Origin of the sequence: Lentilactobacillus kisonensis DSM 19906 = JCM 15041 (genome assembly GCF_001434135.1) — a bacterium.
GTDB lineage: Bacteria > Bacillota > Bacilli > Lactobacillales > Lactobacillaceae > Lentilactobacillus > Lentilactobacillus kisonensis.
In genome coordinates, this window is the sequence record NZ_AZEB01000017.1 from 1 (window position 1) to 14,694 (window position 14,694).

A 14,694-nucleotide genomic window follows, 5' to 3' on the forward strand; every position below is an offset into this window, starting at 1 on the left:
TTATTCTACCACTGAACTACGGAGCAAAAATGATTTCTATAATTACGACATATATATTTATATCATATTTACCAAATCGATGCAACTAAATTTTAATTAACCAATATGATTTTCTTTCAAAATAATCTCAACTTCCTTTTGCATCTCAGGGGTTTTCTTCCATTCTTCGAAATGATCCATATTCTCATCCGGCATCGTAAAATTCTCATTTATATACTGTTCGTATTTCGCAACGTGGGGTGAATGTGGGATATTCAACTGTAGTATCCGAACCTGCTTAATAAATCCCCTGTCTGCCGCTAATTCAGCCCGACCATTTTGTACCATATTACTAATTTCAGTATACTTAGAACCATCATTTCTTGTGATCTCTTCAATTAACGTTAAAACCTCATGACTTTTCAATCCAATCTCCTCCTCCAACTCATTACAATATTATACATAAAAAAACTGACAGTTTAAAGACCGCCAGTTTTTAAGAGAGAAAGAGAATTGATTAGAAGGTATTTATTTAGTACCCGTACATAATATACTCAATTTTGGAAGCGCTGTCAACAACGTTCAAAAAATAAGTGCGGCTTTTTTTAATCTAAAAAGCAACACCCATACAACGAGTAGAAAACAACATCATACCTTATTTAACCCCTGGCAAATGAAGTACATGGGAGGGATGCATGATAACCGAAGGCTCGCTTAAAACGTGCCCAACTGAGTATCCAGAAACGTTTACCAGACAGAAGAAGACAACGACAATGAGTACCGCCCAAGTGAGAATTTGATTCCATACAGACATTTTTTCACTAATGACAGATCCATAAAAAAGTTTATGAACTTTGGCGGGCACATTTTTATCACTCGGTGATTCCTTTTGCATTTGCTCAGTGACCTTTTTTTGGTAATTTTCAATATTAAAATTCTTCTGAACACTCTTTCGTTTACTTTCGAACGCATGCTTTTCTTTCTTACTCAGCTTTTTGAACCATTGCGTAAATTCACGGTATTTACCAGTTACTTCTTTAGTTTCACCAACCATCTTCAACTCGCCATAGTTGATCCAAGCAACTTTATCACAGAGCATCTGAATCTGCTTAAGGGAGTGACTAACGAAAATAATCGTCTTGCCCTCTTCCTTAAATTCGGTTATTTTATCGACACACTTTTGGTAGAACGTATCGTCCCCCACGGATAACGCTTCATCAATGATCAAAATATCAGGATTAATGTGAACCGCAATGGCAAAACCCAGCCGCGAGCGCATCCCACTAGAATAGCTCTTAACCGGTTGATCAACAAAATCACCAATATCCGCAAACGCGATAATATCAGGCATCATTTCATCAATTTGTTCGTTAGTCATTCCCTGCATTAATGACTTTAACCGAATATTTTCGCGACCAGTTAAATTGTTTCGAAGGCCCGCACTAATGGCAACAATTGAAGTTTCGCCCCGAACATCGACATAACCAGTTGTTTGGGGAATAATTCCAGAAATTATGTTAGATAACGTTGATTTTCCGGAACCATTAACCCCAATTAACCCAAGCGTCTCACCAGGTTGAATCGTTAAAGAGATACCCATTAGTGACCAAAAATGGGGCACAGCCTTTTTGGAAACTGAAAAAAATGATCTCAATTTTTCTGATTGGGTTTTAAATAAGTCATATTCCTTTGTGACATTTTGAACTTTTACTTTGTAATCTTCCACAATTATTCTCTCCTACTTTAAGAGATTCTATAGTACAAACAAAACTCATTATAACAAAAACTTGTCATAAAAAAAGAATTCGCAATGAATCTTTGCGAACCTTTAAACAACTATTTAACAATAATTTTCTCTAACAAAATATTATTAATCGGGACTTCGCCAGTATTATCAGCCTGCCGTTGGTTCCATGTCTTCTCAAAAATACTTTTTGGAATCAAAGATTTGTCGATCTTGGTGATTCGTGACTGTGTATCCGCGGCTACTTCAGCTGTTGCTTTAGAAGTGCCCAACTGTTTCTTTAAAGAAGCCTCAATTTTAGAATTGATGTCATTAGAACTGGCATTTGAATCTAATTTATTTAAATCATACTTAATGATAATTGCATTGAGTTTATTACCATAAGCCATATCAGTTGCGTAAGTAGAAGACAATGCCATGGCAGCGTCCGTAAATGAAAGAGCGTTCGTTGTCCACGTCCCAGAGTAATAAACTGGATCAGTAAGCGTCCCATGACGGAGAATATAAGCATTATCTCGAATGGACGCCATGATATTTGGGTATTTTTTAAATTGAGCTGCGGTCACAAAGTGCTTCCCCTTCGCGCTATACTCACCCGTGTCCATCGTGACTGATTGACCATTGTAACTACCCTTCACCCCAAAATAATTATTAGCTTGAATGGATAATTCTGAGCGGCCAAAGTCACTCTCCACAATCGCTTGCGCCATCATTACGGAAGGATAAAGATGATTTTCTTTACTAACTTTAGTGATTGGCACTTTAAATTGTTGAATGAAATTTGTTTCAACGCTCGCATGAACTAACGTTGTGCTGGCAAAAGAAAAACCGATAACCATGATCCCCAAGATTATCGCTTTTCCAATAACAGTTTGAATTCGTTTAAAGATTTGGAAAACCTCCCTAAAATCAGATATCAGAATGTTATTATACATCACTTTCTGATATTTACTACTCTGGGATTCAAATCATGATAAACATTTAGAAGAAACCCAATATTTGTTATTTGAACCAGGGGTTGTTATTCGATACCAAGTTGAATGGTCTTGAATCTTATAACCGATTTTATCAACCACTACCTTGGTGCCAATCTTTAAAGTCGTTTGCGCTAATTTATAATGCTTTTGCATATTACCCGTTTCCACCGCATGATCATACAAAAGAGTTGATGTTGCATTCTTTGCAATTACTTTTGTTACTTTCGCGTTTGCGATGGCAACGGATGCAGGATAAGATGTGACGTTCGTTCCTTTAATCCAGCCCTTGGTTTTACCATCCGAAACTCGGTACCAAAGAATTGGCCCCTTCTTGGATGACTGCAGAGCCGTCTTATCAACCGAATACCCGGTCTTCTTGGCCTTTAAAGTACTTATCTTAGCTACTGATTTAGAAAGGGTTGGCGAACTCACAACGTGGTTATATATAGCTCCTGATGATTTAACGTTAGGGGTCAACCTGCCCGTTGTGTTCCCATAATACGTGGACGCAAATTTAAGAGCTGGTGCGTAGACCCAGAACTTCTTCGCCTTCGCATTCTGATAAAATCTTAATCGATACCAGGAACCTGAAGTGCCCTTCTTGACGCCCCGCATATCTAAGTAAACATTAACCGGGTTATTGACCCCAAGGGAATTCCAAGTGTACTTTTTTTCGGATTGGCTAGCACCCTTAATATGATTGTAAACATAATACTTCCGATACTTATTAGATAATGATACCTGGTCCTGACCTGATGAAGAATAGTATTTAACACTTGCTAATGGTGCCTTCTGAGAAGCAGTTGTTGTGGTCGAACTCGACGATGAGGATGATGAACTTGATGCTGCTGAACTAGTAGCTGACGATGAACTGCTTGCTCCGCTGACAGTGCTCGAACTAGCCGCTGATCCAGTTTCATTAAATACCTGATCCAAACCGTAAGTTTGAATTAAATTAATGAGCGACGCCCCATAATTGGGTGCCGTTGCGTACTTACCGGTCAGTGCATTGGCAGCAGCAACATAACTAGAGGCGTTTTCTTTCCACGAACCAGAATAGTATTTCGAATTCCAACTCGTGCCGTTTCGTAACGTTGCCCCATTATCAGCAAATGAAGCATACGCGCTCGGATATTTCTTGAAATTAGCAGTGGTATTCTCCATTTGACCATTACTATCATACTCAACCGTTGGCATCGAGACTGACTGGCCGTTATAAGCGCCTTTGATACCAAAAAAGTTATTTGCTTGTGTCGTTAACTGGCTCTGTCCCCATGCACTTTCAAGGGCAGCTTGAGCCATCATGACTGATCCGTAAAGATTATACTTAGAAGATGCTTTTTTTACATCACTTTTATAATTATTTATAAAGTTACTTGCTGTCGAAGCCTGCGCATATGTACTTTGGGTCGGAAACATTGAGAGAAAGAGTCCCATCCCAGCTGTAAATAGAGCAGCAAGTCCACATTTAATTACCTTATTCAATAATTCCACCCCTTTGTTAATTCCCACATCACCATCATATTAGAAATCCACTGAAAAATGAAGTGGTTCACCGCAAATTTAAACAATTTAATCTTAATAATTTCTTAATACTTTCACCATCCATAATACTATATTATCTCGAACTTGAACACAAAAAATTAGCCTGAAAATTCCTTTTTAAAATTCAAATTGCCCAATTAACCCGTTTCCCTTAAGACAAGCCTTGACGTTCTGCTAATAAAAAAGCTCGAAACTTTCCATAAGGGAATTTTCGAACTTCATTTTTATATTCATCATTTAATATTTATTTTTTTACTAGTTACCGGCTAGCAGACTATTCAACTGTTACACTCTTTGCTAAGTTTCTTGGACGGTCAACATCTAGTCCCTTGTTTAAGCTGGTGTAATAGGCAATCAACTGTGCTGGAACAACGCTTAAAAGTGGGGTAATCATTTCATCAACGTCTGGAATAATGATGGTGTCACCCTCTTGAGCCAACCCATTGCGAACAATCGTAAAGGTTTTTGCACCTCTAGACATAGTCTCCTGTAAATTACTCCTAGTTAAATTAGCGGTCCGTTTTTGAGTAATAATGCCAACCACTGGTGTGCCGTCTTCAATCAGTGCAATTGTCCCATGCTTTAACTCCCCGGACGCAAACCCTTCCGCTTGAACATAAGAAATTTCCTTTAGTTTAAGGGCTGATTCCAAAGAAACGGTTTGATCAATTCCCCGCCCAATGTAGAACGCCTTGCTGGTTGGAACAAAGTACTTCTTAGCCAGATCCTCAATCATTTCTTTTTCGTCGATAATTGCCTGCATCCCAGTTGCGACAAGTCCGAGCTGTTGACGAATATCAAATTCTTCAGCGATCACTTGTTGTTTAGCCTCACCAAGTGCCTTTGCTAAAATTGCTTCCACGCCGATTTGGGCTGTATAGGCTTTCGTTGATGCCACTGAGATTTCAGGACCAGCATGAAGTAACATCGTGTAAGTTGCTTCACGGAAAAGCGTGGAATTTTCAACGTTTGTAATCGTGAGGCTCTTATAATCATGGGCGTTAACGTTAACAAGAACTTCTCGACTGTCAGCTGTTTCACCACTCTGCGATAGGAAAATGAAGAATGGGTTGTCAGATAATAATGGATTCTCATAAGCAAATTCAGAAGCAACATGAACCTCAGTTGGTACGTGAGTCAGCTTTTCAAACAACTTTTTACCAACCAAACCAGCATGATAACTAGTACCAGCACCGACAATATAAATGCGGTCAGCCTGTTTCATCGTGTTAATTAACGCTTGATTGACATTTGGCCGGCCAGATTCTTGTGTATACAAAGAAGCTAACTTTCGCATCACATTAGGTTGCTCATCAATTTCCTTTAACATGTAGTAAGGATAAGTCCCCTTGTCAGTTTCTTGGGCATCCATTGAAACGTGAAAACTGTCCCGTTCAACCGGATTACCAGCGGCATCTTCGATCTTAACGGAGTTTGGCTTAATCGTAACCACCTCGCCGTCATGTAGTTCCAAGAAATCATGAGTAACGTTTAACATTGCCAAGGCATCGGAGCAGACAACGTTGCAGCCATCTCCTAACCCAATTAGCAACGGACTTTTATTTTTTGCAACATACAACGTCTCTGGGTCTAAACTATCAATTAATAGGAATGCATAAGAAGAGCCCTCAAGTAAACTCAATGTTTTTAAAAAGGCTTCTTTAGTTGATAATCCTTCAGCTTGAACAAACCGGTCAATTAATTGAACGACAACTTCCGTATCAGTTTGCGATTCAAAGGTGACGTTGCTCAAATACTTAGCTTTAAGTTCCTTATAGTTTTCGATAACACCGTTATGAACCAAGTAAAAGCGATGGTCTTCCGAGTATTGGGGATGTGCATTGGCAACACTAACAACCCCATGAGTAGCCCAACGAGTATGGCCAATTCCAACCGACCCGTGAACTTCAGGGCCAACTGCAGCTTCAAGATTAGAGATCCGACCCTTCTTCTTAACAAGGTAATCGTTACCCTTTAGATCATTGACATAAATGCCAGCAGAATCATAGCCACGATACTCAAGTTTTTCAAGCCCTTCCAGCAAAATTGAAACTGCGTTGTCGTTTCCAGTAACTCCAACAATTCCACACATAATATATTCTCCTCAACAATTAGTAATTGGTATATACTAAAATATTATTTAATTTAATTTGTTAACAGGTATAATCTACACAACTTATAGCAAAATGTCAACAAAATACTCGAAGTGGTATAGGAAATTTAAAGATATCCTAACGCCTTAACGTAACGGCTGATCGAATATAACAAAAAAAGGAATTGCAGCCCAAAATGCACTGGCCAATTCCTTTCATAAATTATTCAATTCCAATTTCTTGCTGCACAACGTCAGCAATTCGTTTTGTGTACTCGTCAACCAAATCTTGAGTTGGTGCCTCAGTCATTACCCGCAATAACGGTTCAGTACCACTAGGGCGTACTAAGACCCGGCCATCACCATGCATTTCTTCTTCAACTTGCTTGATTGCTTCTTGAATCTTAGGATTTTCCATCCCCGTTTTCTTATCGTGAACTTTAACATTGATTAATCGTTGTGGGTATTTCTTAACTTCACTAGCCAATTCTGACAACTTTTTACCAGTTGCCTTCATAACTGATAACAACTGCAAACTGGTTAACATACCATCGCCAGTGGTGTTGAAATCAAGGAAAATAATGTGTCCTGATTGCTCACCACCCAAGTTATAGCCATCCTGGTTCATTTTTTCAACCACATAACGGTCACCTACCTGAGTTTTGACGCTGGTCATCCCTTCACGGGCCATTGCTTTATACATTCCCATATTACTCATAACAGTCGTCACAATGGTGTTCTTCTTAAGGCGGCCACGCTTAGCCATATACTTGCCACAAATGTACATGATGGCATCCCCATCGACTAGCTTACCGTTCTCGTCAACAGCGATACAGCGATCACCGTCACCGTCAAATGCAATCCCAGCTTGAACTCCTTGATCTAACACGAACTTTTGCAATTGTTCAGGATGCGTTGACCCAACATGATCATTAATGTTAAGCCCATCTGGATTAGTTGCTAACGTTTCAAACTCAATTCCTAAATCTGCATACAAGGTGGTTACTAATTTACTAGTTGAACCATTTGCAGCATCAACACAGACTTTAAGTCCTGATAAGTCTTCTGAAATTGTCTGTTCTAGAAAATGAATGTATTTTTGGCTGCCTTCAAGGTAGTCGCCAGCAACCCCTAATCCTTCAGCAGCTGGTCGAGGTAAAACATCTTCTGGACGCTCTAAAATACCTTCAATTTCTTCTTCAAGTTCATCTGAAAGTTTATAGCCGTCTGCACCAAAAAATTTGATCCCATTATATTCAACGGGATTATGAGAAGCCGTAATCATAACACCCGCATCAGCTTCCTGATTACGAACTAAGTAAGCAACTCCGGGAGTCGTCACAATTCCAAGATTCAATACTTCAATTCCAACAGACAGTAAGCCAGCAATCAGTGCCTCTTCCAACATTTGCCCCGAAATCCGCGTATCGCGGGCAACTAATACTTGGGGCTGTTTTCGCTCAGAATGGTGCGTTAAAACGTAACCACCTGCACGCCCACAACGAAAGGCCAACTCTGGGGTGAGTTCTTTATTTGCAATTCCACGGACACCATCTGTACCAAAATACTTCATTAACTTTTCCTCATTTCAAATTATGATATTAATTATTTCTGGTAATTTTGACATTGATGTAATCGGGATCAAAGCCTTTAACATCGTTGAGCTTACTATCAAGTTCAATTCGCTTAGTCTTAGTCTTCTTAACATCACTTGTATCAACTTCAACCTCGACAGAAGTTAGTTTCTTAAGTTGTGCCTTTGTGCCAAACACCCGAACCCGCTTAGTAGACGATGTTAGTGTAAAGCTTTCGTTGTCATCAGTAATTCCCTTGGCTTCTAACTTGACAGGAAGCTCCTTACTATTTCCGGGTGTAATTGGTAACGTAACGTTTGCCGTTGCCGGCGTAATAACAACATTTACCGTATTTTGCTTACTATCCAAGGCCTCAACAATTGCTTGGCTATTGATTGAAGACTTGGCATTTTGGGGAACGTTGAGTTGAGCGACAACGGACCGAATTCGGTTAATTTGGTCTGAAGCCCCAGTAATCTTAACGCTCTTAACGTCAGCCGTTGCATTACCAGCTTGGTAGCCAGAAGCAACGTTTCCCTTAGAGTACTTTACTTGAAGCGGATAACTAACGGTCTTTCTTGGTTGAATATCAACCTTTATTTTAGCTGGTTCGAAACGATATCTCAAATCATTATTAAGCCCTTCTTGCTGAATCCTAACGGTATGACTACCCACGCCAAGCTTTGAGAGATCCGCATATACTTTGAAATTTTGTGTATTGGCGGTCGTCGTAACCAATGCAGATGGTCCGTTCAAATGAATCTTGACCTTTTCTGGATAGCCGGTTACAAAATATTTATTACTGTTAACTGTTAAGGACAATGGCACCGAGAGAGTTTTAGCCTTATTCGACGTCAGTTGGGTTGCATTACTGCTATCGTTTACCTGCGTGGAAGATCCCATTTGGGTACTGCCGACATACATAAATAATAAGATAGCAAAAAAAAGTGACAACAATCGATAGGCCCAGTTATTAAGTAGGAATTTTTTCACAGTTATCGACCCCCTTTAAAGTGGTTTTCAATGAAAGCCGAAATTGTGTTAATTAAGGTTCTATGAGTTTGTTGGGATTCGTCGGTCAGTAATTGATCCCGGAAATATTTAAGATAATCATCTTGGGTCATCCCCCGGAGAAGCTCATTATTTTGAGTAATTGACACCTCACCAGTTTCCTCTGAGATAACCACTGTCATTGCGTCTGTCAATTCAGAAATTCCGACCGCTGCCCGATGTCGAGTTCCAAGTTCTTTAGGGATTAAATTACTTTGAGAAAGCGGAAGATAGGCCGCCGCAACGGCAACCCGGTTATTTTTGATGATAACCGCCCCATCATGCAATGGTGTATTTGGGATAAAAATATTAATCAACAATTCGCCACTTACTTCGGCGTCGATATCAATTCCCGTTTCGATATACTCTTCAAGGCCCGTATTCATTTGAATGGTAATCAGCGCACCAATTCGCCGTTTTGACATATATTGAATGGCCTTATCCAACGATGAAATCATCTTTTTGGCAGCTTCATTTTCCTGCCGCCCCCGTACAAACAGCGATCCGCGCCCAAGATGTTCCAATCCGCGACGAATCTCTGGTTGGAAGATAACCACAATCGCAATTACCCCCCAATTGATCACTTGGTCCATAATCCAAGAAACCGTTGAAAGACCAATCCAAACACTCACAATCTTAATTAGAAGGATAAATACGATTCCCCGAAGGAGCTGAACTGCCTTAGTCCCCCGAACCATTAAGATTAAATTATAAATTAGGAACCAAACCACTAAAATATCAATTAAATTTGTAAAATTATGTAATGTAAAAATTCCAGACCAGTTCATTGCGCGCTCCTTAATTAATTTGTCAGCAATATTATAGCATTCTAACTGCGTGAACATCTAATCATACCAAATTCCGAAGGATCTTTAAATAAATTATAAAAAATCAATTGATTGCGATTTATTTATAGCATTTGGCTGGTAAAAATAGTTTAATAATATTGAGGGGAGGTTTGGCTAATGAGTAATCTAAATAAATGGATTGTTCGGGGCTGTTTTGTTATCTGGCTGGCAATCTTATTCATTTATTTAAAGGAACCTCCATTTAATTTTTTGGTCCTCAATACGTTTTTGGCATACATACCAATCGAATTGAGTTTTCACATCGATACTGGACATCCCAGAAACGGACTAATATTTTGGGTATTAATTTTAATTTGGCTATTATTTTACCCCAATACGCCATATTTATTAACTGATTTATTTCACCTGTCCTTGTTAAATCCATACGGGACAAATGGTCTGTTGCGGTTAAATGACATCATGTGGTTAAAGTTTTCGCTCCTATTGATATCTACCCTATTCTCCACCATTCTTGGCATGTGGGGTCTTGATAAGGTTTCGAAAGCAATTACTGCTCGGTTAAGGGTTCATCAGTTATGGTTTAAACATCTGGTCATTATCTTTTTGACAATCCTAACTTCAATTGGGATTTTTATTGGTCGGTTTCTTAGAATCCATACCATTTACCTTTTTCTCACGCCAGAGATGTTCATTAGGCCACTTATCAACATGTGGAGCCACCCGGCAATTATCTTTATCGGTCTGTTGACGGTCGTTCAGTTAGTATTTTTCTATACATTAAAATTGATTGGCAGTTCCCAATTTATGAATGAAATGCCGTCCAAAAAATAATGAATTCGAAAACGATGCAACGAAGGAGCAGGAAAAGTATTCGCTGTCTCCCCTTGCTTTCTACTTCTGAATGCAACATTGCAGAAATGTGGCAATAACGTCGTTTCCGATCGTATAAGTAAAGGATCCAAATACCCACTTGGGATTTTGGATCCTTTACTTATATGATCAGAAACTAACCACGCTTTTCCACTCAGTTTGTCACCTATTCATTGTTCTGGTAATCCATGATTAACACAGTCTCTGAGTAATTAATATATTGTCTAAGGCGGGCCGCCATTGTCCAATCAATGTTTCCCTGTTCCAACAAGATTTGAACACCCTCCCGTTCTGCAGCTAACGCCTTGATCCGTAAATGTTGATATTGCATGGTATGATCCTTAATTTGTTGCTTAGAATTCTCCTTTGCTAGTTCGATCTGATTTCGATAATGGACGATCAGATGATAAACCGATTGGCCATCAAAACGATTGTTGTCAATATCATCACGAGCAAAGTACTTCGACAATTCTTTGATGGCACCCTTAGCTTGTTCACGTTGAACTAAGGCAAGCTCATCAGAAACGTCTTGCCGCTGGTGGCGTTGGATTAACAGTAACGATAATCGATTACGCAACCGTAGAAATTGCTGGGTCGCACCATGACCCAATTTGATTTTTCTACCAACGGAATGAATCATTTGGTTTTCAACCCTCTGGAGCCGAGAATTTGCAATGAGAAACGTTTCCTTTGAAATTTGTTTTGCTTCATATAATGATTGAATAGCAGCCCGTTCACCCCGTAACGCCACCCGTCTTAAAGCCAGTTCGTCTGAGATGATCGAATCCATTTCCTGCTTATTTTGTAATTTTAGCTCAAGCCGCCGAATTAAAAATTGGTAGTCTAATATGAGATCATAGGCTTCCTTTTGATTACTAGGCCGGCGTTCCTCTTCAATTCGCTGAACAGCTAATTTCATAATATACAAACGAGCTTCATCTTCAGAGATATAGTGTTCGCTACCCTCATCCTCAGCATCTTCAATTTCATCCGGATCATTTGTTGAATTTGCTCGAGTTAATAATGGGGCCTTATCTTCAGAAATCAGTGGCAACATGATTGTTGCAACCACTAAACTAATAATGATCACGCCCGCTGCAACAAATAGCGCTAATGACCGTGACGGAAAGCCACTGCCATCCTTAACGACCATTGGAATTGAAAGGACCCCGGCCATGGTAACAGCACCACGAACTCCGGATAATCCGGCTAACAGTGCGGCTTTTAAAGTTGGCATCTCCTTTGTCTTTATCGCGTCATTTTTACGAGACCGAATCGTACTGGCAAGCTGATAAGCGTATATCCATACAACTCGGATAACCAGAAGAATTAACCAAGCAACAAACGAAATTCCCAAAGCGACAAACGTATTAATTTTATCATTTTGAATCACGTTAGTTGTGGCGATTGGTAGCTCAATTCCTAGGATTAAGAAAACAATTCCATTAAGGGTATAAATAATAATATCCCAAGTTCGCTCACTCACTAATTTAAGTTCGGGCTGACTACGATCTGGAGCGGTCCCATAAAAATGAAAGACAATTCCAGCCGCCACAACGGCAATGACACCAGAGGCATACAATATTTCTTCGGTTAAGAGGTAAACAACAAATGGGGTTGTTACCTGAAGAACCGTACTAAAAATCACATCATTAATCCCTTGTCGATATAACCAATTTTCAATCATCAAAATCACAGCAATGATGACAACTCCGCTTATAAATCCCATAATACTTATGTAGACAAAGTCGATTGCGGCAGCCTTTAGCGAGAACACACCAGTAACCGTTGCGGCAACCGCATACTTAAATGCAATCAAGCCGCTTGCATCATTAATTAAACTTTCACCGCTAACAATATGCAAAATGCCTTCTGGTAACTTTGCTCGTTTTGAAATCGATTGAACAGCAACTGGATCGGTTGGTGATAAGATTGCGGCAAGCGCAAAACTAACCGATAGTGGCATAGTCGGAATAATAACGTGAAATAGCAGCCCACCAACAATCGTTGTCAAAAAAACCAATGCAATTGCATTAGCCAAAATTGGCCCCCGTAGCTTCCAAAGTTCTCGTTTCGGAAAACGGCGACCATCGTTAAACAGTAATGGTGCAATAAATAGTAACAAGAACCAGTCAGTTTCCAACGGAATTGTTATTCGGGTAAATAAAGCAACTCCTAAGCCAATCACAACTTGAATCAGACTAACCGGAACCGCCGGGACAAAATGATCCACGACATTTGAAAAAACGACCAACGCCATTAATAAGATAACGGCTTCGAGGATATGCACAAATTACCAACTCCTATTTTGTCTTTGGGGCTTCACCAATGATTCGAACTTCAGTTTCTAAATGAACGGTAAATTTATCGAAAACCGTTTGCTGAACATGTTTAATGACGTTAAGATAATCCGTTGCGGTTGCGTGATCAACGTTGACAATAAAGCCTGCGTGTTTAGTGGATACTTGGGCACCACCAATTTGAAACCCTTGGAGGCCAGAATCATGAATTAATTTCCCGGCAAAATAGCCCTTGGGTCGTTTAAAGACACTCCCACAAGAAGGCAGTTCAAGTGGCTGCTTAGAAGCCCGTAGCTGATTAAGTCGGTTCATTTCCTTTTGAATCTTATCAGCAATTCCCGTCCGTAATGAGAAAGTTGCCGACAGCACAATTTGATTATTATCCTGGACACTACAGTGACGGTAACCAAAATCTAATTGGGTCCGGTCGAGATGAATGATTCGATTATCTGGCGTCAAAACTTCTGCCCCGACAACCACATCGTCAATATCGCCACCATAAGCGCCCGCATTCATAAAGATTGCGCCACCGACACTACCGGGGATTCCAGCCGCAAATTCAATCCCTGTCAGTGAATGGCTCTGAGCAGCCTTCGTAACGTCAATCAAAGCAGCCCCTGCTTCTGCGATAATAATATTCTCGTGGGCCGTTATTTTGTTAATCTTGGTTAAAATGATTGTTAGACCGCGGATACCACCATCCCGAACAATCAGGTTACTAGCATTACCCACAACCGTTACTGGCATATTGTGATCATTTGCGTATTGAAGCAATTCTTGGCACTGGTTAATTGAAGTCGGCAGAGCCAAGGCATCTGCTGGCCCGCCAGTTAAAGTGTGGGTAAAATTAGCCAATGGTTCTTTTAATAAAATTTTTATATCAGGATACTCCTGTTTTAAACTTTCATAAATAGTCATTAATTTTTCCTCTGTTTTCAAAACGTATAACTTAATTTTACCACGATTAAGATTATCATTGTTACGCAAAGAACTTCCACAGCCGTTTGTTTGTAATTTAATGCAGATATTTGTACAATATCATTATTAATGAGGTGAAAAAAATGAACTTTGTCGCAATGGACTTTGAAACCGCAAACGCAAAACGTGCTAGTGCCTGTTCATTAGCATTGGTAATTGTCCGCAATAATCAAATCGCTCATGAATTTTATTCGCTAATTAACCCAGAAACCGATTTTAGCTGGCGAAATATCAATGTTCATGGCATTCACAGATCTGACGTTGCATTATCGCCAACCTTTCCAGAGCTTTGGGACCACATTGCCCCACTTTTTGATGCTAATAAACTCGTTGTTGCTCATAACGCATCGTTTGATAATAGCGTTTTAAAGAAGACGCTAGAACGTTACGAAATCCAACCACCGCACTACTTGACGCTGGATACACTCAGGACATCCAAACGATTTTACCCAAACTTTGTTAATCACAAATTAAACACACTTTGTGATAATTTGAACATCGAGTTACACCATCACCACAATGCCTTAGATGATAGCGTTGCTTGTGCAAATATTTTGTTAACGGAGCAACATCAGTTCGGCAGCAGTGCCCTTAGACAATTTGTGAAGGCGATTTAATTCAAAAAGAGACTGGGGGAATAGGCGTTTAGATCCCAGAATTTAACGAAGGCGGGCCGTTATTCCAGGTTTTGGGAATAACGGCCCGCCTTCGTTAAATGGCAGGGATCTGCCGTTTCTCGCAGATTTAGTCAATATAAGCATGGTGATCAAAGTTGC

The 14,694-nt window shown here is 39.8% G+C and carries 12 protein-coding genes; 2 read left to right on the forward strand and 10 right to left on the reverse strand.

Annotation, left to right across the window (positions count from 1 at the left end; all coding sequences use genetic code 11):
* Positions 1–96: 96 nt before the first annotated feature.
* The 8 genes from FC98_RS09055 to cdaA form a co-directional block, all read right to left on the reverse strand.
* A complete protein-coding gene (locus FC98_RS09055; RefSeq protein WP_172633935.1) occupies positions 97–411 on the reverse strand; it encodes a hypothetical protein in 315 nt (104 codons plus the stop codon).
* Positions 412–634: 223 nt separating this feature from the next.
* On the reverse strand, positions 635–1,708 hold the full coding sequence (locus tag FC98_RS09060; RefSeq protein ID WP_056949469.1) for an ABC transporter ATP-binding protein: 1,074 nt from the start codon (positions 1,706–1,708) through the stop codon (positions 635–637).
* A 107-nt stretch (positions 1,709–1,815) separates the two neighbouring features.
* The gene (locus FC98_RS09065) at positions 1,816–2,658 is read right to left on the reverse strand and encodes a glucosaminidase domain-containing protein (protein ID WP_008858456.1); all 843 of its coding nucleotides are present in this window, start codon (positions 2,656–2,658) and stop codon (positions 1,816–1,818) included.
* Between the two features lie 33 nt (positions 2,659–2,691).
* Positions 2,692–4,194: a glycoside hydrolase family 73 protein gene (locus tag FC98_RS09070; RefSeq protein WP_235803611.1), complete on the reverse strand. Its 1,503-nt coding sequence runs from the start codon at positions 4,192–4,194 to the stop codon at positions 2,692–2,694.
* A gap of 325 nt (positions 4,195–4,519) precedes the next feature.
* Positions 4,520–6,337 carry a glutamine--fructose-6-phosphate transaminase (isomerizing) gene (gene glmS / locus FC98_RS09075; protein ID WP_008858458.1) on the reverse strand — a complete coding sequence of 606 codons (1,818 nt, stop codon included), beginning with the start codon at positions 6,335–6,337 and terminating at the stop codon, positions 4,520–4,522.
* A gap of 223 nt (positions 6,338–6,560) precedes the next feature.
* The gene (gene glmM, locus FC98_RS09080; RefSeq protein WP_008858459.1) at positions 6,561–7,910 is read right to left on the reverse strand and encodes a phosphoglucosamine mutase; all 1,350 of its coding nucleotides are present in this window, start codon (positions 7,908–7,910) and stop codon (positions 6,561–6,563) included.
* 28 nt (positions 7,911–7,938) lie between these two features.
* Entirely contained in the window at positions 7,939–8,904 is a 966-nt protein-coding gene (locus FC98_RS09085; RefSeq protein WP_054655872.1) for a CdaR family protein, read from the reverse strand.
* Between the two features lie 2 nt (positions 8,905–8,906).
* Positions 8,907–9,749 (reverse strand): diadenylate cyclase CdaA, encoded by an 843-nt coding sequence (cdaA, locus tag FC98_RS09090; protein WP_040472064.1) that lies wholly within the window; start codon positions 9,747–9,749, stop codon positions 8,907–8,909.
* 177 nt (positions 9,750–9,926) lie between these two features.
* Between cdaA and FC98_RS09095 the strand changes: the two genes are divergently transcribed.
* Positions 9,927–10,601 (forward strand): DUF1361 domain-containing protein, encoded by a 675-nt coding sequence (locus tag FC98_RS09095; RefSeq protein ID WP_056949470.1) that lies wholly within the window; start codon positions 9,927–9,929, stop codon positions 10,599–10,601.
* 205 nt (positions 10,602–10,806) lie between these two features.
* Here FC98_RS09095 and FC98_RS09100 read toward each other — a convergent pair whose 3' ends face one another.
* Both FC98_RS09100 and murB read right to left on the reverse strand, forming a co-directional pair.
* The gene (locus FC98_RS09100) at positions 10,807–12,930 is read right to left on the reverse strand and encodes a Na+/H+ antiporter (protein WP_056949471.1); all 2,124 of its coding nucleotides are present in this window, start codon (positions 12,928–12,930) and stop codon (positions 10,807–10,809) included.
* Positions 12,931–12,943: 13 nt separating this feature from the next.
* Entirely contained in the window at positions 12,944–13,858 is a 915-nt protein-coding gene (gene murB / locus FC98_RS09105) for a UDP-N-acetylmuramate dehydrogenase (RefSeq protein WP_040472079.1), read from the reverse strand.
* A gap of 125 nt (positions 13,859–13,983) precedes the next feature.
* Here murB and FC98_RS09110 point away from each other — a divergent pair, with 125 nt between their 5' ends.
* The gene (locus FC98_RS09110; protein WP_268872053.1) at positions 13,984–14,535 is read left to right on the forward strand and encodes a 3'-5' exonuclease; all 552 of its coding nucleotides are present in this window, start codon (positions 13,984–13,986) and stop codon (positions 14,533–14,535) included.
* Positions 14,536–14,694: the final 159 nt, after the last annotated feature.

Coding starts and splice junctions, on each gene's coding strand:
- glmM (WP_008858459.1), bottom strand. CDS start 7,910: ATGAAGTATTTTGGTACAGATGGTGTCCGTGGAATTGCAAATAAAGAA.
- FC98_RS09065 (WP_008858456.1), bottom strand. CDS start 2,658: ATGTATAATAACATTCTGATATCTGATTTTAGGGAGGTTTTCCAAATC.
- murB (WP_040472079.1), bottom strand. CDS start 13,858: ATGACTATTTATGAAAGTTTAAAACAGGAGTATCCTGATATAAAAATT.
- glmS (WP_008858458.1), bottom strand. CDS start 6,337: ATGTGTGGAATTGTTGGAGTTACTGGAAACGACAACGCAGTTTCAATT.
- cdaA (WP_040472064.1), bottom strand. CDS start 9,749: ATGAACTGGTCTGGAATTTTTACATTACATAATTTTACAAATTTAATT.
- FC98_RS09095 (WP_056949470.1), top strand. CDS start 9,927: ATGAGTAATCTAAATAAATGGATTGTTCGGGGCTGTTTTGTTATCTGG.